The following is a 22,809-nucleotide window of genomic DNA, read 5'->3' on the forward strand; positions in this document are numbered from 1 at the left end:
GTTAAAAACAACATACCTCTACTATAGCTTGAATTGCTCGCCAAGGTATACATCTCTGACTTGTTGATTATTTAAAACTTCTTCTGCGGTTCCAGAAGCTATCAATTCACCATGACTCACAATATACGCTTTTTCACACACGTCTAGCGTTTCACGCACATTATGATCAGTTATTAATACACCAATACCTCTATCGCGTAGGTGTTGAATTATTTTTTTTATATCGTTTACTGAAATCGGGTCAACACCAGCAAAGGGTTCATCCAATAGAATAAACTCAGGGGCGGCCGCTAATGCACGAGCGATCTCGACTCTTCTGCGCTCCCCGCCTGATAAACTCATGCCAAGGCTGTTACGAATATGGTTAATATTGAATTCATCCAATAATGCATCCGCTTGCTCTTCTCGCTGATCAGAACTTAATTCTTTTCGGGTTTGCAAAATTGCCATGATATTTTGGTAAACGGTTAACTTACGAAATATAGATGATTCTTGAGGAAGATAACCAATTCCTTTTCGTGCACGGATGTGCATGGGTTGTAAGGTTAACTCGGTCTGATCAATATAAATCTCGCCTTTATCGAGTGGCACTAACCCAACAATCATATAGAAGGTGGTCGTTTTACCAGCACCATTGGGACCTAACAGGCCAACAATCTGTCCAGTAGAAACTTCAATGCTTACATCTCGCACCACTTGCCGAGATTTATAAGACTTCGCTAAATTGGTCGCTTTTAACGTTGCCATTAAGGTTTTTCATCCTGCAACTTGTCTTGCTCTTCTTCAGTTTTTTTAGTGTCGTCAGTTTGCCGATTGCGAATGCTTTCGGGTTGGAAAATGGCAGTGACACCGCCTTCTGCGTTGCCGTCACTTTCTGCTATCAATTGCTCTAATTCCATATTAAATTGAATCGATTCACCTTTAACAAGGCTACTATCCTGATTTAATTCGGCTGCACCATTGAGTGTCAGAGTACGATTCGATACTTCATATTTAATTTCATTGGCCGCGGCGCTAATATTACTGCCATCATCGAGGGTTTGGCTGTATTTTGCTGGTTTACCTCGGGCAATAAAAACTTCTTTACCTTCCCCTAAACCCGCAATAACCTCGACTTCGTCAGCCAAAATTTCAAGGCTACCTTGGGTGATTTTGACGTCTTTTCTAAATATCGACGTTTTGGTTTTGCCATCAAAAAAATTCGACTTTGAGTCAACTTTGATTGGCAAGCTAAAATCGTTCTCACCGGCAATAATAGCGGCGCTGAACATTAAGCTAATAAATAAAGCGCTAACGCGGCGCATATTGAGTTTGCACATGATTTTTAAGTTCATATTCCTGTGTAGTTAAATTTGCTACAAAACCGTTACTTTTAACAATGAAATCTTTCCCGTTTATCTCAACCGGTTCGTCAGACATCATTGTTTTATCGACTAAATTAATTTCTAAAAACTGGGTTCTGATTGTTTGCACAAATCCCGATTCATCGAGGCTTCTAATCTCTACATCAGTTTCTAATTGAATTCGATTATCTTCATACAGCGTGCCTTCCTCAGCTTCTACATGCCAAGGCGTTTGCTCATCGGAAACATAGATGGTGTATTTAGGTTGGCTGAATAAAGTGAAGCCTAGGATTTGATAATGTTCCATTTTAAGCGCGAATACCTGATGATTCACTTCGCCGTTTTCATTGTAAAGAGTGCTGCGCATATTTCTCGCCTGATAATTAGGCTGCCAGGAATCTTCATTACTAGAATCTGTCTGTTCTGGATCTGAACCCATCCACCCTGGCACATATACCATCAAGACTAGCACAAACAAGATGCCAATGCTTAGGGTGATACGATTCATACACTACTACCGTAAATACGATTTAATTTGTTGTTGGCAAACAAAATTAGATCACAGATTTCTCTCACTGCGCCAGCACCACCAGTTGTTTTAGTGACATATTCTGCCACTGATTTCACATATGGGTGGCCATTAGGAACACTGATCGACACACTGCTTTGTTCAAACATACCTACATCAGGCATATCATCACCCATTGACGCGATATTCTCTTTTTTCAGGTTTAATCCCGTTTTGAGTTTATGTACTGCGGTCTTTTTGTCTTCGACACCTTGAATGATCAGAGACACGCCTAGGGCTGACATTCTATTTTCCACAATGGCGGACTGGCGACCAGTGACTATTGCCACATCAATGCCAATTTCCAACATTGACTTTACGCCATAGCCATCAAGTGTATGAAACGCTTTAAGTTCTTCACCATTGTTTCCCATAAAAATGCTGCCATCAGAGAAGATGCCATCTACGTCACACACCAGTAATTTAATTTTACTAAGCTTATTAATGAAATGGTTATTAACTGGACCATAAAGGGTTTCAATAATTGACACTAAACAACTCCGGCTTTTAGTAACATATGCATATTTAATGCGCCAACTGGCTTATTTTCATGATCTACTGCAAACATTGAATTGATACTGTATTTCTCCATCAAATTAAGTCCTTCAACTGCTAACATTTCCGGTCGACCCGTTTTGCTGTTAGCTGTCATTACCTCAGAAACTGGGGTTGAGTGTATATCAATCCTATCGTCAAGGATGCGGCGCAAGTCACCATCTGTAAAAATCCCAACCAACTTGCCAGTTTCGTCTATTATTCCTGTCATTCCTAGCCCTTTTCGAGAAATTTCGAACAAAGCATTGCGCACGGTTTGATCTAATTTCACTAAGGGTAACTCATCACCTGTATGCATGATATCTGCAATTGTTAATAACAGCCTACGACCTAAGCTTCCACCTGGATGAGACAGCGCAAAATCGGCGGAGGTAAACCCACTGGCGTTTAATAATGCTATAGCTAATGCATCACCCATTGCCAAAGTTGCAGTCGTACTGGCGGTTGGTGCTAACCCTAACGAACAGGCTTCTTGTTCTACCTTAATACACAGTACTTCATCAGAGTGTTTACCTAACGAGCTGGTAGTACTGTTTGTCATTGAAATGATGGGGACTTCCATTCGTTTAACCACGGGGATTAAATTCAGTAACTCCGCCGTTTCACCAGAGTTAGAAATAGCCAACAATACATCCTGGTTGGTTATCATCCCTAAATCACCATGGTTAGCTTCTCCAGGATGCATGAAAAAGGCGGGGGTGCCAGTGCTGGCTAGCGTGGCGGCAATTTTATGGCCTATATGACCTGATTTCCCCATGCCACAAACAACCACTTTTCCTTTACAGTTTTGAATGATTTGACAACTTCTTTCAAAACTTTCATCAATATATTCTCGCAACTGTAGAATCGCTTTAGACTCTATTTCCAAAACCTTAAGTGCCGATGCGATATAATCTGAAGACATAGTTAATTCCCTTTATTTACATAAACAAGAATGCGCAATAGGCTAGATAACAAACGACGAAGGCTACACCTTCCCAACGGTTTATTTGCCTTGTGCCTCGGATATTAAAACTAAATAAAATAAGTAAGACGGTCACGAATAACATGGCGTACATATCTCGATTGGCGACATTTTCGTCTATTATTCCTGGGGATATAAGTCCAGGCATAGCCAATACGGCAAGAATATTGAAAATGTTTGAACCAATGATATTGCCTAATACGAGATCGTCTTCGCCTTTCAATACTCCGGCTATACAGGCTGCCAATTCCGGTAAACTAGTACCGAGCGCTATAATGGTTAACCCAATAAGTAATTCACTCATTCCCAAGTATCTTGCGATATGAACAGCAGAGTCAACCATGAAGTGCGCGCTCAAGGGGAGGAAGATAAGCCCTAAAACAACCCAAAAAATAGCTTTTGATGGCGGTACATCGCGGGGAATTTCATCGGCGGTTTCTGTGTGCAATGGATCATTTTTTTCAGCACTTAGAGATATCCAGGTTAACCCCCCAATCGTAAACACAAATAAAGCGATTAACACTAAACCTTCAATAAAGCTTAAATGACCATCTGCTAAAAAGTAAACGGCCAACAAAGTCACAGATAACAGAACAGGAAGTTCGCGCTTAATCGTACTACTTGAAACCATCAATGGCTTTAATATCGCGGTTATACCCAGTACCAAGGCAATATTAGTAATATTAGAACCAATGGCATTTCCGACAGCGGTATCAGGGTTATTATTTAAAGATGCTGTCGCTGAGACAACTATTTCAGGCGCAGATGAGCCCATGGCAACTATTGTTAATCCAATAACCATGGGCGAAACGCCAATGTTGGTGGCGAGTGCTGAGGCACCATAAACAAATTTGTCGGCGCTCCAGCTAAGAACAGCTAGACCGGCTATAAAAATAAGGATTTCTAATATCACTTGACTATTTCTTTAAAAAACAATGATATGATTATCGCAAAATACATATGTAATTCCTAATGACTTTACAATAATAATTTATCGTCTCAGATAAGCCATAATTTTACTTATCTAAACGGACCTTTACTTTGTATTTACAATCTTTGATCAAGATATTGTGACCTATCAATTTATATCAAGGCTGAATAGGTGTTATCTAAAATATTATAGCCACAACAACAGATACAATTCGTTTTGCGTTACGCTTTGTTACAAATCGAAGCAGTTAGTCAATAACGCCCCATAATCTATACTGTTATCATTCATTTAAATAGCGTGATTAATTTTGGTCATTTTGAGTGGAATAATTGTTTATTAACCTTGAAAAACGATAAAATGGCCTCAAATCGTCGCATCGGTTGAAACATTTTAGGTATTTGTCGTGTCTACTCATCCAGGCCACTCGGAGTTTCGGTGAAAAATTTAATAGAAATAGATAGTTTGACCTTTAAACGTGGTAACCGTGTAATTTACGACAATATTTCGTTACACATACCAGAAGGGAAAACCACGGCAATAATGGGTCCTAGTGGGATCGGTAAAACAACGCTTTTAAAACTGATTGGTGGGCAGTTGCGCCCCAACAGTGGTGATATTCAATTTCGTGGTGAATCCATTCCAGGAATGAGCCGTAAACGATTATTTCATGTTCGCCGTCAGATGAGTATGTTGTTCCAAAGTGGTGCTTTATTTACAGATATCAGTGTTTTCGACAACATTGCATATCCTTTGCGTGAACACAGTAACTTGTCTGAGGATTTAATTAAAACCATTGTTTTATTAAAACTTCAAGCGGTAGGGCTACGCGGTGCAGTCAATTTAATGCCCAGTGAATTATCTGGCGGAATGGCGCGTCGAGCAGCGCTTGCTCGGGCTATTGCATTAGATCCTGAGTTGATTTTGTACGATGAACCCTTTGCCGGACAAGATCCGATATCTATGGGTGTACTGGTTAAACTGATTAAAGAATTAAATAACGCGTTGAATTTGACCAGTGTGGTGGTAACCCACGATGTAAAAGAAGTGATGAGTATCGCCGATCATGTTTACATTCTGGCCGAAAAGAAAATTATTGGCTCAGGGACTCCTGAGGAAATTAAGCAAAGCGACTCAGCGTTAGTGCAACAATTTTTACGTGGTGAAGCAGATGGACCTGTGCCATTCCACTATCCAGCGAAATCGCTGGAGCAAGAATTTTTAGGAGTGAGTTAGTGGATTGGTTAGCAAAACTTGGACAATCAACACTTGATCGATTTGCAGCCATTGGGCGAGCGACCGGTATGCTTATGGGAGCAGTGTTAGCTGCCCCTCAAATTAAAAATATCTCATTGACGATAAAACAAGTTTACGTGGTTGGTGTGCAGTCACTTTCCATTATTATCGTTTCTGGTTTGTTTATTGGCATGGTTATGGCGCTGCAAGGCTATACTATTTTAGTTGATTATGGTGCTGAAGGTAGCTTAGGCCCTATGGTTGCCTTGTCTATTTTACGAGAGCTAGGACCTGTTGTTACAGCATTGCTGTTTGCTGGCCGCGCTGGTTCGGCGTTAACCGCTGAAATCGGTTTGATGAAAGCCACAGAACAACTGAGTAGTTTAGAAATGATGGCCGTTGATCCGCTACGTCGAGTAGTCGCTCCTAGGCTCTGGGCTGGTTTAATATCAATGCCGATGTTGACTATGATTTTTAGTGCGGTAGGTATTTTAGGTGGACACTTAGTTGGTGTTGAATGGCTTGGTGTTGACGTGGGAAGTTACTGGTCAATCATGCAGTCTACCGTTGAATGGAACGAAGACGTGATGAATGGTGTCATTAAAAGTGTTTTCTTTGCGTTTGTGATCACCTGGATCGCTATCTTCAAAGGATACGACTCAGTGCCTACTTCGGAAGGAATAAGTGCAGCGACAACACAAACCGTAGTGTATTCATCATTGGCTGTACTTGGATTAGATTTCGTTTTAACCGCAATTATGTTTGGAATAGAGTGAGGAATTGAGCATGACATCAAGGAAAGTTGAAGTATTAGTTGGATTGTTTGTTGCAATGGCGATTGCAGCCTCACTAATGTTAGCACTAAACGTAGCCAGTCGAGGTTCTGTGGGGCAGGGAGATACTTATACCCTGTATGCCAAGTTTGACAACATTGGTGGTTTAAAAGAGCGTTCTTCGGTAAAAGTGGGCGGCGTTGTGATTGGTCGAGTCGAGAAAATTAAATTGGATCCAAAAGACTTTACACCCGTAGTTACCTTGAGTATTTCTACTACCTATAACCAATTTCCAGAAACCAGTTCAGCATCGATTTTAACCTCTGGTTTATTGGGCGAGCAGTATGTGGGATTTCAACCGGGGTTCACTATCGATGATATCGAAAATCTAGCTGATGGTGACTATATTGCCGACACTAAATCAGCGCTCGTTTTAGAAGATCTAATAGGTCAATTTTTATTTAGTAAAGGCAGTGACTAAGCTGCCAATCTCGTTGGGAAAAATTATGAGAAACAGGTTTTTAATAAAGATAGCGTCAATCGCATTGTTGACGATTGGTTTAAATGCTCACGGGCAAACCATTGATGAGACTAACCCATACAGCATGGTAAAAGATGTTGCGTCTCAGACTTTTGACCGCATCAAACGTGAAAAGCAAAAAATTTCTGAAGATCCGGAAGTATTGCGGGTGATCATGAAAGAAGAATTGTTACCCCATGTTGACTATAAGTTTTCTGCGTTCAAGGTTTTAGGTAAATACGTTACTAAAGCTGAAAAGGCGCAACTACAAGAATTCGTTGCTGTTTTTAGAGAATACCTGGTCACCACTTATGCAGTGGCTATGGGCTATTACGACGACCAAACTGTAGAGTTCGAGCCTGAGTCTGATTTTGAAGATGAGCGCAGCGTGACAGTTCGAGCCATAGTAAAAGACGGAAAACGTCCAGACATTAAGATTGCGTTTAAAGTTAGAAAAGACAGAAAAACCAACGAATGGAAAGCTTACGATATGGTTGCTGAGGGAATCAGTATGTTGTCTTCGAAACAAAGTGAATTCGAAAGCATTTTACGTCAACAAGGCATCGACAAAGTCATTGAGTTAATGCGTGAGAAAATAGAACAACCTATTTCGCTTGAAAAGAAAGAGGCTTAAGTGGCTGAGCAATCAAACGCGATTGAAGTTACAACAAGTAATAGCGGCGCCTTTTATTTAAAAGGTGATTTAAATCGCGATACGGTAATGAAGTGTTGGCCGCAACAACAAAGTGACATTCAAACCTGTAAGACAAACGCATCAACACTACAGGTCGATTTTGCCGGAGTGAATCAGGTTGATACAGCTGGATTGGCCTGGGTTATGCGGCTATCGAAAAACTGTAAATCGGAAAATGTGCCTCTAGAATTGCTTAACTTGCCTGAAGGATTAATAAAACTTGCCAATTTAAGCAACGTTAGCACTATTTTGTCGATACAATAGCCGAAATTTATCAATCGAAAGAGTACAAATGGATAATCAACAAATAGCAGATCTGCTAAAAGAGCAGTTGGAATTAGCCGAAGTTCATGTAACTAGTGAAGGCTCCCATTTTCAAATTATTGCTGTAAGCGATAAATTTGAAAGCATGAGTCGAGTTAAAAAGCAGCAATTTATTTATGGCCCGTTAAAAGAGCAAATTGCCGATGGCACTATGCACGCTATTTCCATAAAAACCTTTTCCGAAAAGCAATGGCAACGTGAACGTATGTTCAATGTGCCCCAATAACTTCGCGCATCATGGATAAACTTAGTATAAATACCAGCCCTGCGTTGCATGGGGATGTGGTGATATCCGGTGCGAAAAACGCCGCGCTACCAATATTAATGTCGTGTATTTTGGCGGACTCTTCTTGTTTTTTTGACAATGTTCCGCACCTTAGGGACATCAACACTAGCATCAAATTGCTGGGTGGTTTGGGCGTAAAAGCGCAACGTCATGATAACCAAGAGTTAGAATTGGACCCGAGTAAGATTAACAATATGACCGCCTCTTATGAGTTGGTAAAAACCATGCGCGCATCAATTCTTGTGCTTGGCCCTTTGTTAGCCAAGTATGGTAAAGCCAATGTATCTTTACCTGGAGGTTGCGCCATAGGTGCTCGTCCTGTGAATTTGCATCTTGAAGGCTTAAAACAGATGGGCGCTAAGATCAGCGTCGATGCGGGATATGTGCGTGCTGAAGTCGATGGGCGTCTCAAAGGAGCGCATATCTTCATGGATATTGTCAGCGTTGGCGCGACTGAAAATTTGATGATGGCGGCGACATTGGCTGATGGTCAAACCGTGTTGGAAAATGCCGCACGAGAACCTGAGATTGTAGATTTAGCCAATTGTTTAAATCGCATGGGAGCGAAAATCACAGGAGCGGGTACCGACAGTATTAAAATTGTCGGCGTTAAACGTCTTCAAGGCTGTCACTATCGGGTTTTACCAGACCGAATAGAGACTGGGACCTTTTTAGTTGCTGCGGCAGTAACAGGGGGAAATATCCGCTGTACGAATGCTGCACCACATACCCTAGATGCTGTGCTGACTAAATTAACTCAGGCCGGAGCTGATATTGAAACTGGTGAAGACTGGGTGTCATTGAATATGCATGGTAAACGCCCTAAAAGTGTCAATATTAAAACCGCTCCTCATCCTGGATTTCCAACGGATATGCAAGCGCAATTTATGGCGTTAAATTGTGTGGCCGACGGTACTGGTGTAGTGACTGAAACTATATTTGAAAACCGATTCATGCATGTACCAGAGTTACAGCGGATGGGCGCTAAAATATCCCTAGAAACCAATAACGCGGTTTGTGAAGGAGTAGAGCAGCTTACTGGGGCACAAGTAATGGCAACTGATTTGCGGGCTTCTGCCAGCTTGATTATTGCCGGCTTAGTCGCTAAAGGCGAAACCATAGTCGATCGAATTTATCATTTAGATCGTGGTTACGAGCATATCGAGACTAAATTGACCAAATTGGGCGCCAACATACAACGTATCAGTTAACCACGTTAGGCGCTGAACATTTCAAACGCGAAAATCACCGGTATGACCAATACCATTAACAGTATTAGTGCAGTAACAGTAATAACCAAAACTCGCCAATTGGATTGAAATCTAAACAAATCACTTTCGATTATTTGTTGTTTACTGCACTGGTGTTTTTCAGCTATCTGACGGGCAACAATACAATAGACAATAGGAATAACTGTATTTGGGAAGTTCTCAGGAATAATCGGCAATAAGCAGATAAAAACCAAGCACAAAGATAACCCCCATCGTAGGGTTTGTTGAGCTTTATCGAACTGATTCAAAGCAGAAAAATTCTGATATAAAAAGTATACTGCGGCCAGAGGACCACCGATAAAAGCGCCTAAGGTTATCTGATTCGGTGAAAAGATTGAGGTGCTGTCAGTGGATAACGATTGGCCCATGTCGCTTTTCGGTGCGCTATAGGGATTTTCCATAGTTTAAAACTTCCTTACTAACTTCAATAACTGAATTTCTGTTAAGTGCTAGCTTCGCCAACCGTCACTTTAATATTGATAACTTTACCATTGCGAGATATCGACAAATCTAATTGCTCACCAGGGCGGCTTTTCGCAATCATGTCGAAAGTTTGATCCAATGTTTCTAACTCAACTTGATTCATCGATAAAATGATATCGTATTGTTGTAAACCTGCCAATTCAGCAGGGCCTCCAGGGGCAACGTTGGTAACAACTATGCCGGCTAGATTAGGATCGATACCACCAGTAAAACCAAGTTGTCCATGAGTTGCCTTACCATTTTCGATGATTTCATCCATGACTCGACGAGCCAATGTGTAAGGTACCGCGAAAAAGATGCCGTTCACATCAATCACTCTGCGTTGACTATCCAAAGTTTTGAAGTTGGCGTTATTAATACCAATTAAAACGCCGTTGCTATCGACCAAAGCGCCGCCAGAGTTACCTTCATGCATTACCGCATCGGTTTGAATAAACTCTCTGAAATTTTGGGTAATGGTGTGGCCCGAACGACTAATGATGCCTTGGGTAATGGTCTGGCCAATATTCAATGGGTTACCTATGGCTAAAACCACATCACCGACGCGAATTTGCGGATCTTCAATTTGCGGAATAACTTGTAAATTATCGGCTGTAATTTTTAACACTGCTAGGTCGGTAAGTTCATCATATCCCGCAAGTTCAGCGGTAACACGGCGTCCGTCTGGAAGTCCTACAATAGTGCTTTCAGCATTTTGGATAACATGCCAGCAGGTGAGGATGTAGCCGCTTTGGGTCATTATCACACCTGAGCCTAGACTAGTGCGATTTACTTGCCGACGTCGAACAATATCAATACTACTGCTGTATATATTAACCACTGCGGGGGCTGAGCGACTTATTGCGTCGTAATAACTTTGTTTTTCAGGCTCTGCTTCGCTGCGATTAAACACATCAAAGCTCAAGCCACTGCCACGTCTTAGTTCTGGCACTAATGCTAATATAAGCGCTGAGATAATTAATCCCAAAGCGACGGATTTTGTTAAAAACTGGAGCCAGACTGGTATTTTCACGTGGTAGATCAAGTTAAACGACTGATTATTAAGAGTAACACTGAATAATCATTGATGGTAGGTATCTAAGGTGGATAAAAGCATAACAGCCGCAGATTTGTTGGCTGTTATGCTTAAAACGGTTAATAAACTATCGAATTACTAAATACAACGAGGTCTTACCACGTTGAACATTTAATGCTATTACACCCTGTGCTTCGTCCATTTGTCTGCGTAAGTCAGCTACTGTAGTTACTCTGGCTCTATTAACACCGACTATCACATCGCCATCTTGCAAACCAATACTGGCTGCAGGTGAGCGGTTTTGTATTTCGGAGATAACCACACCATCGTTACCGCGTACGGTTTTACCATTAGTTAAGGTTGCTCCTTCCAAAGCCGGGTGGATTTCTCGGGCAGCAACCACTGCGCCAGTAGCATCACCAAGAGTGACGTCAATGTTACGAGATTTGCCTTTACGCATAATCGTTAATTCAACTTCAGAACCAGCACCCATAGTGCCTATTTTGGCGCGTAATTCCTGGAAGCTGCTAACCGCCAAACCGTTGATATGAGTGATAATATCGCCTGATTCTATGCCACCTTTTTCGGCTGCTGAATCTGGGCTAACTTCACTCACGAAGGCACCTTTATTGACGTCAAGGTTCATCGCATCTGCCAATCCAGCATCTACATCTTGACCAATAACACCCAGTAAGCCACGACGAACCTCACCAAACTCAATAATTTGATCTACTAGGCTTTTCATCATGTTGCTGGGAATCGCAAAACCGATACCTACGTTGCCACCGTTTGGTCCGAAAATAGCGGTATTGATACCAATTAACTCACCACGAAGGTTAACTAATGCACCACCAGAATTACCTCGGTTAATGGCCGCATCAGTTTGAATGAAGTCCTCGTAACCACCAATATTTAAACCAGAACGCCCTAATGCACTGACGATACCTGAGGTCACTGTTTGATTTAGACCAAAAGGGTTACCAATGGCTACAACAAAATCGCCAACTCGCAATTTATCAGAGTTTGCCAATGGAACGGCTTGTAAATCTTCAGCTTCAATTTGAAGCAAGGCGATATCACTTTGCTCATCAGCACCGAGTTTTTTGGCCTTTAACTCTCTACCATCTGTTAGTTTGACAGTAATTTCGTTGGCGTTGTCGACTACATGATTATTAGTCACTACGTAGCCTTTTTTGGCATCAATGATGACCCCAGAGCCTAATCCTTTAAAAGGTCGTTCTTGAACTTGTTCATCTGAACCACCAAAAAAATGACGAAACATTTCAGGCACACGTTGCCTTGAAACTTGCGTGCCTTCTACTGCGATACTGACGATAGCTGGAGTGGTTTCCTCTAGCATCGGAGCCAAGGTCGGCACTTCATTTTTGTCGGAAGAAAAAAATGGTAACGCGGCGTTGGCCGACATAGCGATGGACGCTGCTCCAACAACAATAGCGGTGGTAAGTATGAAACGATTAACAACTTTTTTCATCGTAGATTTGTCTCCAAAGTATTCTACTAAAAATCAAATTAATGTAGTTAACCTAAACTCGGGATAAGAAGCGTTTATCAATCACACATTGTGCTTAACAATCTGCGCTATTGCTTAATAACTCGAAAAGTGGATATGCGCTCGATGATGAATTTGATGTATAAAGCGAAGTCAGTTTTCTTAGTTAATAGTGAACTATTACTGGAAGACACAACGACGCTAGACACAAAATACCATTATCGAGTTACCCTGCTTATCCCTAGTTCAGGTTCTTGAATCAAATGACCGTACAATGGTGCGCAAAGTTCAGATTTAATTACTTCTCGTCGACGACTTGCTTATTTTTTGCGTCAGTAAACAGTCCAGTCCTTTCACCTGAAAAGTCTTTGGGTTGAAATTCAGTATTTTCAGATTTGCGTTTATGCTTAGATTGTTGATGACCGATATATACCGATGCCTGTTCACCAAAGTAAGTTAACTTTTCACCATCATCTGCCTGTGTTCTCTCAATCGCACTTTCAAATGCATCAAGTTGTTCTGATAAACTCTCACACTGATTTTGTAAAGCCGTTACGATATCGCGAGTTTGACCAATGTGATCAGTGGCGTTTTGCGCCATCACTTCCCTAACTGTATTTTCGTTTTGTTTCGAATTTTGATCCGCTAATTTTCGATCAGCAAAGAATTTTGAGATAAAAAATCCTAAAATCATGCCTACAACCAATAGCAATAACCCTACTATCCAGTCCATAATGTCTCCAAATTGTATAAATGCTTTACTTAATCATACTCGCTTAGCAAACTATGCGGACAATTTTTTTTTGTTCAAGATGATTTAGTAACAATTTTTAATATTAGCGGATGTATATGAAAACGCCTTGGGAAAAATACCAACAGGACCTTAAAGAGCCTGAATTTCATTTCGATGCCGCTCAAGAGAACGCGGTAAAAGAATTACAACGACTATTTGATGAGCTAACACAGCCCCAAAAGAAACGCACTTGGAGAGTAAAGCTTGCCAGTAAATTTGGTAAAGGGATGCATAAGCCGAGTATCCAAGGGCTATATTTCTGGGGTGGTGTAGGGCGCGGCAAAACATACTTAGTGGACACGTTTTACGAGTGTTTACCGTTCAAAAATAAAATGCGTATTCACTTTCATCGATTTATGCATCGTGTACACGAAGAACTAAAATCCCTTGGTGGAGAAAGCGACCCGTTAAAGATTGTTGCGAATATTTTTGCAAAAGAAACCAAAGTCATCTGTTTTGATGAATTTTTTGTGTCAGATATCACTGATGCGATGATTTTAGGTACTTTGATGCAAGAACTCTTTGCTCGCGGAATTTGTTTAGTGGCCACTTCCAATATCATTCCTGATGAGCTTTATCGTAATGGCTTACAACGGGCTAGATTCTTACCTGCGATTGAATTGATAAACCAAAATTGTCGAATAGTGAATGTAGACTCCGGTGTGGATTATCGAATGCGTACCTTGGAACAGGCCGAGATATTTCACTATCCATTAGATAAAGCTGCTAATCAAAACTTAGATAAGTACTTCGCACAACTAGCACCTGAAATAGGGGGTATTAAACGGGATATTGAAATTGAAGGACGCAAAATCCCTTCGATTAAAGACGCGGATGGAATAGTGATGTTTGAATTTCGCGCCCTATGTGACGGTCCCCGTAGCCAAAATGATTACATGGAATTAAGTCAATGTTACCACACAGTGCTGTTGGCTAATGTTGAACAAATGGGCAAGGAAATTGATGACGTTGCGCGACGATTCATTGCAATGGTTGATGAATTTTACGAACGAAATGTTAAGTTAATTATTTCTGCAGCTGTTCCAATGGAGCAATTATACGGTCAGGGACAATTAAATTTTGAGTTTAAACGCTGTTTAAGTCGGCTTAAAGAAATGCAGTCTCATGACTATTTAGCGACACAACATTTGCCCTAGACCCTCGATTTTAGGTAGAATTCGTTTAAATAGAAATTAAATCGATACAAGAAGAGCTGAATTACAATGGGAAGAAAGTTCGAAGTTCGTAAAGTCGCTATGGCGAAAACAGCCGGAGCAAAAACTAAAGTTTATTCTAAATACGGTAAAGAAATTTATGTGGTAGCTAAAAACGGTGGGACCGATCCACAGGCCAATTTATCGCTACGTAGATTAATTGATAAAGCTAAAAAAGACCAAGTTCCTAGTCATGTAATTGATAAAGCAATTGATAAAGCCGCCGGTGGTGCAGGTGAAGATTACGTGCCTGCAAGATATGAAGGTTTTGGTCCTGGTGGCTGCATGGTGATAGTTGATTGTCTAACCGATAATCATAATCGCACGATCACCGATGTACGTAATTGTTTTACAAAAACAGGTTCAAAATTGGGAGTTGAAGGAACAGTCGGCCACATGTTTGATCATCAAGCTGTGTTTGCGTTTCCAGGCGACGATGAAGATGCCGTTTTAGAAGTGTTAATGGAAGCAGATGTGGATGTAACAGAAGTTGAGTGTGAAGATGGTATTATTACTGTTTACGCTCCCCATACTGAATTCAACAGTACTCGCACAGCATTGACCGAAGACAATCCTGAAATTCAATTCGAGGCTGAAGAAATTACCTTTATCCCACAAACAGAATCAACCGTCAGTGGTGAGGATGTTGCTGTGTTTGATAAATTTATGGATATGCTAGAAGACTGCGACGATGTTCAACATGTTTATCACAATGCGGTTGTTGAACGTGAATGATGTTCATAGTAAATAAGGTGTGTAAGGGAATTAGATAAGGCCATTACACTGAAATTTTACGATTAAAAGTGCCCTCGAAATATGAGGGCATTTTTGTTTGCAATCTAACATTTTTCTTCACTTATTCACTCCAATGTAGCCGTTAAATCGAATAAATTTTTAGTGTGCTAGACAACCCGCCAAGATGCTTTGACGCCCTAGGGCGAAATCCCCTAACAGCTATGAATAACTGACCATGAATAACCCCGTGCCATGGGTTGGTATCCGTAAGAAGGGAGATTGACTCGCTACACAAATAAAAAAGACCGACGGTTGGGCCGTCGGTCTCTTAAATGATTAAAGTTTGGGTGGAGGTTATCCACCCTTATAACTTATCTTTCTCCCACTACCACTTCAAATGAGTTGCTATCATAGGGTGTATTAGCTTCAACGATTGCACCTGCGATTGGTGCAGTGTCAGCAGTATCTGCATTAGGATCCAATGAATTACCTACTGTATAGGTTTCAAAACTATCGCTAAACACTTCAACTTCCGAACCTGAGTCTGATGAATACACTTTGAAATCATCAACCATCAAACCAAAAGCGGTTACATCACTGGTGCCGCCGATTCTAAAGAAGATAGTTTCAACCCCGCCTTGCACGCTACCTAGATCTGCGCTGGGTGAAGAGAACTCACCTTCAAAGGCGACTTGACCGTCAATGGTTACGGTAACCAATGGGGCAACTGTATCGTTTGCAGCTGAAGCATCCCATGAGATTTCGAAATCAATATCTTGACCTTCTTGGAAACCAGCAGTAGAACCGCCACCACTAGAAGAACCATCAGCGCGTAGGTCGTAATCATCACCACTAATATCTAACGAGATATATGCCATAGCATTACTGGTACTGGTACTAGAGCCAAATATCGCTATTTGTGCATCTTCAGAAGGGTCTTCAGCCTTTGCGCCGGCTTCTCTTTGTACCGTCGCGGTGAATCTGCCTTTTACAATGGCATCATCAGGCTTAAATCTTAACTCACCTGCATCTTCAGACGAGGAGTCAGTAATAATTGCAAACTGACTATTTTCCTCTGTACTACCCGTTTCCACCACAAAAGCTTCAAATGAGTTGCTATCGTATGGTGTACTGGCTTCAACGATTGCACCTGCGATTGGTGCAGTGTCTGCGGTATCTGCATTAGGATCTAACGAGTTACCAACTGTATAGCTTTCAAAATCGTCAGTAAATACTTCAACTTCTGAACCTGAGTCTGATGAGTAAACCGTAAAGTCATCAACAAGCAAACCAAAAGCGGTTACATCACTGGTGCCGCCGATTCTAAAGAAGATAGTTTCAACTCCGCCTTGCACGCTACCTAGATCTGCGCTGGGTGAAGAGAACTCACCTTCAAAGGCGACTTGACCGTCAATGGTAACAGTAACCAGTGGCGCAACAGTGTCACTTGCCGATGTTGCATCCCAAGAGATTTCGAAATCAATATCTTGACCTTCTTGGAAACCAGCAGTAGAACCGCCACCACTAGAAGAACCATCAGCGCGTAGGTCGTAATCATCACCACTAATATCTAGTGAGATATATGCCATTGCGTTACTAGTACTGGTACTAGAGCCAAATATCGCTATTTGTGCATCTTCAGATGGGTCTTCAGCCTTAGCGCCCGCTTCTCTTTGTATCGTTGCGGTCATTCTACCTTTCAAAATAGCTTCATCAGGCTTATATCGTAGTTCGCCCGCATCTTCAGTTGAAGAGTCGGTGATTCTAACAGCCTTGTCTGAGCCGGTGTCGACCACTATGGTACCGTTTATAGTGATGACTAGTTCCGCGGTAGTGCCATCGACAGATTCAATGGTAATGGTATCGGTTTCACGTTGGCCTACTTCAAGGGCTGCGATTGTTGGATCGGCAGTATCAAGGGTATAAGTCCATGAACCATCTTCTAGTATTGTCAGCACGCCGTAAGTGCCTGTAATCGTGGATTCAATGATAAAGGCTTCACCTGCGTCTGGATCAATCACGCTCACAGTACCTGTTAAGGGCACAGTGGTATCGCTTGCAACAGTAGCTGTCAAATCGAAGAAAGCTGCAGGAGTAGGCTCTGCAGAGCCATCGCCTACATCAAATACTACAACTTCAGAGTAGATAGCTAAACCATAAAGGCTGCTGTCACCATTTAATGTATCGCCTTCATCATAATTTTCAAAATCATCTTCAAATACACTTACAGTGCCATCTGTGTCGGAATACACTTCAATGTTATCAACATAGAAAGAACCAAAAGGAATCGTTCTGCTGTTATCACCAAATCTGAATTGGATAACTTGCACACCATCTGCAAACCATTGGTCTAAATCTGTGAAATCTGAATCAACAACGGCCGCTGTTGAGAAAGAACCACCACCGATAACTTCACCGTCGATAGTGACTGTTAATTGTTCAGTAGCGTCCAAATCCCAAGCAATTTCAACATTATAAAACTGCTCTTCCACAAATGGGGCAGTAATCATGATGCCGGGGTAATCGTCACTATCGGTGTTACGCACTAAGAAGCGTGGGTCGATAGGATTGCCGTCAGCGTCAGTTTGGCTTCCTTGAATACGTAAATCAATGAGCGACTCACTAGAACTTCCAGATGAGCCATAAAGTGAGATATACGCATCTTTATTATTGCCATCGCTACCAAGTGCCGCTTCTTTAGAGAACGAAGCGCTAAGCTTACCTTGACGTAAATTATTCACGGCAAATCTAATCTCACCTGTGTCATCACCGGTATCGGAAATTTTAACCACTTGAGTAAGCGCTGCAATACGAACGTCGATATCGGCAGTGGTACCATCAATGGTTGATATAGTGATGATATCGTTGACTGAGCTGCCTACTTCAAGGCTAGCCACTATGTCATTTGTGGTATCAACTGTATAAGACCATTCACCATCTTCGGTAATACTGAAAGTTCCATAATCAAGTACGACGTCTGTTTGCGCAATGAAAGCGTCTTCTTCAAAATTGGGATCTGTGACTGTTGCCGAAGCTGTATAAGTGTCAGTTTCAGTATTTTGTACAGTAGCACTCAATACACCACCGATGATTGCTACAACAGGATCGTTATTGTAACCAACTGCTGCACCGATTGCGTCTAGTAGACTTACGTCAACATCACTCGCAACTTCGGAGGTAGTTTGCAGGTTGGTTTGCGCCATTTCAAATGCATCTAAGGTAGCTTCGGAATAGGTACCGTCAGCGATGTCAGCAACAAGGTCAGCTAAAATCGCAGCCAAATCTTTATCGGCATCGTCAGCATCTAACTGTGACAAAAGGGCTAATACTGAACCATATCTGTCGGCATTATCTGCTCCATCTGCACCAAGGGCATCGACCCCCACCGTTGTAGGCGCAACTTCTGTTACATCAAAACGAATGCCAAAACGGGCATTAATCGCATCAATCACAGTAGCAAAACTATTTAAATCAGCGCCTGCTGATTGCACCGCCATTTCAGTCAAAGGAGAGACAACATAGGTAGGTGGTGGCTGTACCACGCCATTCTCATCAATTATATTTTCAACAACATCCACCACAGCTCTTAGCATTGGTGCATCTAAAATTTCACCTGTTGATTCGTCGGTATAAGTACCACCAGTACAGGAAACAAGACCGTAGCCTTCAAAATGAACGTCGCTAAAGGTTACTTCACCTGTATCTGCTGTCGTTGCGGTGGCTTGTGCAGGGGAGACTGCCGCACCATCATCATCTATTGCAAATATGTCGCAGCTTGCGCCACTTACAGGGCCCTTCACTACGTTAGCAGTGACATTTAAAGTCGGGTTTATCATCGGAGTGGATGCACCCACGCCTTCAGTGAAACCTGCGTTATCGGTATAATTAGCAGACACAGAGACAACCGTACCTTCGTCTGCTTCGGTAATAGTATAAGTATCGCCAGTTACGCCTGTAGACCAGGCATAAGTGATCTCGCCATCAATTCCATCTGCATCAGTCACCGTTGCTGATAGTGTGGCACCGGCAAAAAAATCACTACCGGAGATTGCGACACTTCCGCGAGTATTGCCATCCAACTCAGCCTTATCATCACCGGTACAACCAACCAAGGCTGTGGCGACAACAAGGGGTATAAGTTTTTTCTTAAACATGCTTTCTACTCCTGAAAATTATTCTTTTATATTGCATAGTTAGGTAACAAAATTGATTAATTGTTAGGTATGTCCTAACTATGCATTGTGCGTGATTAATATTTAAAGCTAATACCTGCGAATAAGCGCGGACCGTAGTCGTTCACTTCACCTGTGTTGCCTATCGTGAAGAAGTCCTGAGACTTAGGTTCACTGAACAAGTTAATTGCAGAAACTTTTACACGGAAATGTTTATTGATTTTGTATGACGCGCGGGCTTCCCAAACTCCAGCTTCATCAACGAAACGAAGTCTAGTGCCGTTACTTGTGTACGGCTGAAAGTACTCGCTACGATACTTGTAGATTAGCGCGGTATCGAAGTCTCCGATTTGGTAATACACTTGACCACTGAATACATGCTCAGAGAATCCAGGTACGTTTCCTGGCTCAACGATACCTTCTGTAAGCTGAGTCGTTACTCCATCTAGATCTGTGACGAAGGTGTCTCCATATAGACCATCTTCAAACTCATAATCTGAGTCTGCGTAGTTATAGCCAATCTTCACACCAAAGCCGTTATCCCAACGGTAAGCTAACGACATCTCTATACCAAACAGGTCACTACTTTCATCTGTTGTGACAGAGTTAGTGATCGGTAATCCAACTTCTACACCGTCAATTACGAAGTTTTCTAATACGGTTTGTTGTTGGAAACCACCGTTAAATTGTTTGTAATAGAAACCAAACGCGAAAATTGAATCGTCGTTAGGATACCACTCTACCGCCACATCATAGTTCCATGACATTAGAGGTTTAGTGCTTGGGTTACCAGAGCCATCCACGCCCGTTAGCAATTCTTCTCGTGTTGCTGCTTCAGCTTCATCATCGGTTTCAATCGTGCGATCATAACTCAGATCTGCTGGGTCTACGCGAGACATACCACGATATACGCCGGCTCTGAATAGAATGTCTTCACTGTAATCAATCACTAAGTTGAAGCTAGGTAATACTTCGGTGTAATCACTTTCTGCCACAGTACGGGTAATATCTCCCGCTTCTGAAGAGCTCCATAAGTCTGTTAATGGGTCTTGTGTGAAGACGTAACCTTGTCTAAAACCAACGGAACTGACTTCTGTTTTGACTACACGCACACCGAAGTTACCACGAATGAATTTACCCATCATTTCAGTGTCGTAGTTAGCCATCATGTAGGCCGCAGTGGTTTTTTCAGTTACATCGATAGTGCCCTGATTTTCGTACTCTACATCAGGGTATCCAAATTCTACACCGCCAGCGGAGGTGAGTGCTTGTGAGAAACATACGTTGTCATATGTTGCCCATGAATTGCCCGTGCCACTGCTAATAACATTACCGTCACTATCTACATTAGTAACAATATCACCGTCAGAAACTCCCGATAAGAAGCCGGACTCTGGAAAGTTAATTTGGCAGCTTTCGAGGACGTCGATTGCGTTAGCAGCGGTTTCATCTAATTCAACCTCAGTTCTTGAACCGTTTCCATTGCTACCACCGTATTGGATAAAAGACAGTTCAGAAACACGCAAACCACCTTGTATGCTAGTGAAGGCACCATCATTTAATGCATAATCGAAATCAACACGGGCAGAGGTGATTTCATTTTCGCGCACGTTTTCACGGTCAAGACGAGTACGTAGACTGTCAGTAAAGTTTGAAATATCGGTCACGTCAAAATCGGAGAGAGTAAAGTTAGGAATTTGCTCACCCATGTCCCAAGAAAAAGACTGGTATGCAGCGGTTCTACCTCGGTTAGATATTTGTAATTCTTCACGTTTTGTTTGCGAGTAAGAAATATCGCCACGAATGGTTAATTGATCATTCACATAATGTTCAACGTTTAAACCGTAGCCACGATAGTTTTCTTCACGAGAGAATTGCTCACCAGCAGATTCAATACGATCTTCACCTTCCCAATGTAAAATACTACCTACACTGTTAGTAATTAGGTTTTCACCAGTTACTCCAGGGGTAACACGTTTTTGTAGGAAGATTAGATCGTGACGCGCTTCGGCTTGGTTACGATCTGAAATTTGCGCGTCAAAGTTGATGTCCCACGCTTCTGTTGGTTGAAATTGTACTGCAAAAAATAACGCATCTCTTTCATCTGAGGTTTCATTTTGACGGAAGCTACGGCTGGACCCAGTCCAAGCATAAGGCGTATCGGCATCGATTGCTCGGCCAGTTTCTGGATCAATTTCTGTGTTGTAACCTTGGTTACTGCTGCCGCTAACTTGGTCTTCACAATCACCAGCTGCGCCACGGAAAAACCCTTCATTCATGTTAGTTGGATCATTTAAACAAGCCCACAAAGAGGTACCTGAAGGACTGGAACTACGGTATTCAGCTTCTGGCTGACTGATATCTTGACGTTGCCAACCCACCGATATACCTACGGCTGCACCGTTATCAAAATCAAACTGGTCAACATAACTTATAGTCCCACGGTAGCCTAAGTCGCCTTGTAGAGAATTTTCGATGTCTGCTTCGTCAGGGTTGTAGTTAAGTTTAGCTTCTGCCTGAAAACTTTGTTTTCCGTAATCTAGCGGTTTCAGAGTTTCTAATGTAATGACACCAGCAACACCACCTTCAATCATAGAGGCGTCTTGGGTTTTATATATCGCTACTTTCTTCATTAATTCTGACGGGAACTGAGAGAAGTTAACTGAACGGTCACCACTACCGTTTGTCGCTTCACGACCATTAATATGGGTCGCACTTAAGAAGGGGCCTAATCCGCGAATCGTGATTTCAGTCGCTCCGCCGTTTTCACGGTGAGATGCAGCACCGGTAATTGATTCCAATGCCTCACCAATTGAAAGTGCAGGTAAGTCACCTATGTCTTCAGCAGATAAACCGTCAACAACAGTCGTTGCCTCACGTTTGATGGCGATTTGGTCTTGAATTGTTTTTCGAGTACCAACGACATTAATAACTTCGACGTCGTCTGCATTGTTTTCATTTTCAGTAGGTGCATTTTGTGCTGTTGCTGAAAACGCAAATGAGCCAGCTACAGAAGCAAAAACTGCAGCTTTTACCCATTTTGCAATAGGTGTAAGTGTAAAAAGCTCTTTTTGATAAATTAATTTTGTGTTGTGCCCTGATATCAACGACATATCGAGTTCTCCGATGGTTTTTGTGAGGTCATATGGTTGCGGATCGCTTGTTATAATGATGTTGCCTTATTGTTACAAAGCAATATACTCAATGAAAACCAATATATCAACCAATTGTTAACAATTATATTACCAAACGCGCAAGTGATTGTATTACCAATTCAATTACCAATTTATCGGAGATGTTATAAAGAATATAAAATGGACATCCATGATTATTTGGCAATATAAAATGGACATCCATGATTATTTGGTAATTTTTTCTAGATGTTCTAGGCTTACAGTTACTCAACAACCATGGATGGTTAGTTA

Annotated in this window: 21 protein-coding genes; 9 read left to right on the forward strand and 12 right to left on the reverse strand. The window is 41.8% G+C overall.

Going from position 1 to position 22,809, the window contains the following annotated elements; translation table 11 throughout:
- Positions 1–21: 21 nt before the first annotated feature.
- From lptB to Q4567_RS17325, 6 genes are read right to left on the reverse strand one after another with little or no spacing between them, the layout of a single operon-like run.
- On the reverse strand, positions 22–747 hold the full coding sequence (gene lptB, locus Q4567_RS17300; RefSeq protein ID WP_216049723.1) for an LPS export ABC transporter ATP-binding protein: 726 nt from the start codon (positions 745–747) through the stop codon (positions 22–24).
- A complete protein-coding gene (gene lptA, locus Q4567_RS17305) occupies positions 747–1,304 on the reverse strand; it encodes a lipopolysaccharide transport periplasmic protein LptA (protein ID WP_216049748.1) in 558 nt (185 codons plus the stop codon). Before lptA ends, lptB begins: the two co-directional genes overlap by 1 nt.
- Positions 1,291–1,851, reverse strand: coding sequence for an LPS export ABC transporter periplasmic protein LptC (gene lptC / locus Q4567_RS17310; protein ID WP_216049724.1), 561 nt, complete (start codon positions 1,849–1,851; stop codon positions 1,291–1,293). Before lptC ends, lptA begins: the two co-directional genes overlap by 14 nt.
- Entirely contained in the window at positions 1,848–2,402 is a 555-nt protein-coding gene (kdsC, locus tag Q4567_RS17315; protein WP_216049725.1) for a 3-deoxy-manno-octulosonate-8-phosphatase KdsC, read from the reverse strand. The genes lptC and kdsC overlap by 4 nt, the downstream gene beginning before the upstream one ends.
- Entirely contained in the window at positions 2,402–3,370 is a 969-nt protein-coding gene (locus Q4567_RS17320; protein ID WP_303501240.1) for a KpsF/GutQ family sugar-phosphate isomerase, read from the reverse strand. The genes kdsC and Q4567_RS17320 overlap by 1 nt, the downstream gene beginning before the upstream one ends.
- Positions 3,371–3,386: 16 nt before the next feature.
- The gene (locus Q4567_RS17325; RefSeq protein ID WP_303501241.1) at positions 3,387–4,343 is read right to left on the reverse strand and encodes a calcium/sodium antiporter; all 957 of its coding nucleotides are present in this window, start codon (positions 4,341–4,343) and stop codon (positions 3,387–3,389) included.
- 453 nt (positions 4,344–4,796) lie between these two features.
- Between Q4567_RS17325 and Q4567_RS17330 the strand changes: the two genes are divergently transcribed.
- The 7 genes from Q4567_RS17330 to murA are packed head-to-tail and all read left to right on the forward strand — an operon-like array spanning position 4,797 to position 9,402.
- The gene (locus tag Q4567_RS17330) at positions 4,797–5,594 is read left to right on the forward strand and encodes an ATP-binding cassette domain-containing protein (protein ID WP_216049728.1); all 798 of its coding nucleotides are present in this window, start codon (positions 4,797–4,799) and stop codon (positions 5,592–5,594) included.
- Complete coding sequence (mlaE, locus tag Q4567_RS17335; protein WP_216049729.1) at positions 5,594–6,370, forward strand: lipid asymmetry maintenance ABC transporter permease subunit MlaE; 777 nt, start codon at positions 5,594–5,596, stop codon at positions 6,368–6,370. Before Q4567_RS17330 ends, mlaE begins: the two co-directional genes overlap by 1 nt.
- 10 nt (positions 6,371–6,380) lie before the next feature.
- Positions 6,381–6,848 (forward strand): outer membrane lipid asymmetry maintenance protein MlaD, encoded by a 468-nt coding sequence (gene mlaD, locus Q4567_RS17340; protein WP_216049730.1) that lies wholly within the window; start codon positions 6,381–6,383, stop codon positions 6,846–6,848.
- Positions 6,849–6,873: 25 nt separating this feature from the next.
- Positions 6,874–7,521: an ABC transporter substrate-binding protein gene (locus tag Q4567_RS17345; RefSeq protein WP_216049731.1), complete on the forward strand. Its 648-nt coding sequence runs from the start codon at positions 6,874–6,876 to the stop codon at positions 7,519–7,521.
- Positions 7,522–7,845, forward strand: coding sequence for a lipid asymmetry maintenance protein MlaB (locus tag Q4567_RS17350; protein ID WP_303501243.1), 324 nt, complete (start codon positions 7,522–7,524; stop codon positions 7,843–7,845). It abuts the gene before it with no gap.
- A 28-nt stretch (positions 7,846–7,873) separates the two neighbouring features.
- Complete coding sequence (locus Q4567_RS17355; RefSeq protein WP_216049733.1) at positions 7,874–8,131, forward strand: BolA family protein; 258 nt, start codon at positions 7,874–7,876, stop codon at positions 8,129–8,131.
- An 11-nt stretch (positions 8,132–8,142) separates the two neighbouring features.
- Positions 8,143–9,402, forward strand: coding sequence for a UDP-N-acetylglucosamine 1-carboxyvinyltransferase (gene murA, locus Q4567_RS17360; protein ID WP_216049734.1), 1,260 nt, complete (start codon positions 8,143–8,145; stop codon positions 9,400–9,402).
- Positions 9,403–9,407: 5 nt separating this feature from the next.
- Here the strand turns inward: murA and Q4567_RS17365 are convergent, their stop codons facing one another.
- The 4 genes from Q4567_RS17365 to Q4567_RS17380 all read right to left on the reverse strand — a co-directional run bounded on the left by Q4567_RS17365 (position 9,408) and on the right by Q4567_RS17380 (position 13,203).
- Positions 9,408–9,863: a hypothetical protein gene (locus Q4567_RS17365; RefSeq protein WP_216049735.1), complete on the reverse strand. Its 456-nt coding sequence runs from the start codon at positions 9,861–9,863 to the stop codon at positions 9,408–9,410.
- 41 nt (positions 9,864–9,904) lie between these two features.
- Positions 9,905–10,951, reverse strand: a complete 1,047-nt coding sequence (locus Q4567_RS17370; RefSeq protein WP_303501252.1) for a trypsin-like peptidase domain-containing protein — start codon at positions 10,949–10,951, stop codon at positions 9,905–9,907.
- A 136-nt stretch (positions 10,952–11,087) separates the two neighbouring features.
- Positions 11,088–12,452, reverse strand: coding sequence for a DegQ family serine endoprotease (locus tag Q4567_RS17375; protein ID WP_216049736.1), 1,365 nt, complete (start codon positions 12,450–12,452; stop codon positions 11,088–11,090).
- A 316-nt stretch (positions 12,453–12,768) separates the two neighbouring features.
- The gene (locus Q4567_RS17380) at positions 12,769–13,203 is read right to left on the reverse strand and encodes a DUF1043 family protein (protein WP_216049737.1); all 435 of its coding nucleotides are present in this window, start codon (positions 13,201–13,203) and stop codon (positions 12,769–12,771) included.
- Positions 13,204–13,313: 110 nt separating this feature from the next.
- Between Q4567_RS17380 and zapE the strand changes: the two genes are divergently transcribed.
- Both zapE and Q4567_RS17390 read left to right on the forward strand, forming a co-directional pair.
- On the forward strand, positions 13,314–14,420 hold the full coding sequence (gene zapE, locus Q4567_RS17385) for a cell division protein ZapE (RefSeq protein ID WP_303501244.1): 1,107 nt from the start codon (positions 13,314–13,316) through the stop codon (positions 14,418–14,420).
- A 66-nt stretch (positions 14,421–14,486) separates the two neighbouring features.
- Positions 14,487–15,212 carry a YebC/PmpR family DNA-binding transcriptional regulator gene (locus Q4567_RS17390; protein ID WP_216049739.1) on the forward strand — a complete coding sequence of 242 codons (726 nt, stop codon included), beginning with the start codon at positions 14,487–14,489 and terminating at the stop codon, positions 15,210–15,212.
- A gap of 371 nt (positions 15,213–15,583) precedes the next feature.
- Here the strand turns inward: Q4567_RS17390 and Q4567_RS17395 are convergent, their stop codons facing one another.
- The gene (locus tag Q4567_RS17395; RefSeq protein WP_303501246.1) at positions 15,584–19,366 is read right to left on the reverse strand and encodes a VCBS domain-containing protein; all 3,783 of its coding nucleotides are present in this window, start codon (positions 19,364–19,366) and stop codon (positions 15,584–15,586) included.
- A gap of 95 nt (positions 19,367–19,461) precedes the next feature.
- Complete coding sequence (locus Q4567_RS17400; RefSeq protein ID WP_216049741.1) at positions 19,462–22,497, reverse strand: TonB-dependent receptor; 3,036 nt, start codon at positions 22,495–22,497, stop codon at positions 19,462–19,464.
- Positions 22,498–22,809 lie beyond the last annotated feature (312 nt).

The organism is Aliiglaciecola sp. 2_MG-2023, assembly GCF_030548145.1.
Classification (GTDB): domain Bacteria; phylum Pseudomonadota; class Gammaproteobacteria; order Enterobacterales; family Alteromonadaceae; genus Aliiglaciecola; species Aliiglaciecola lipolytica_A.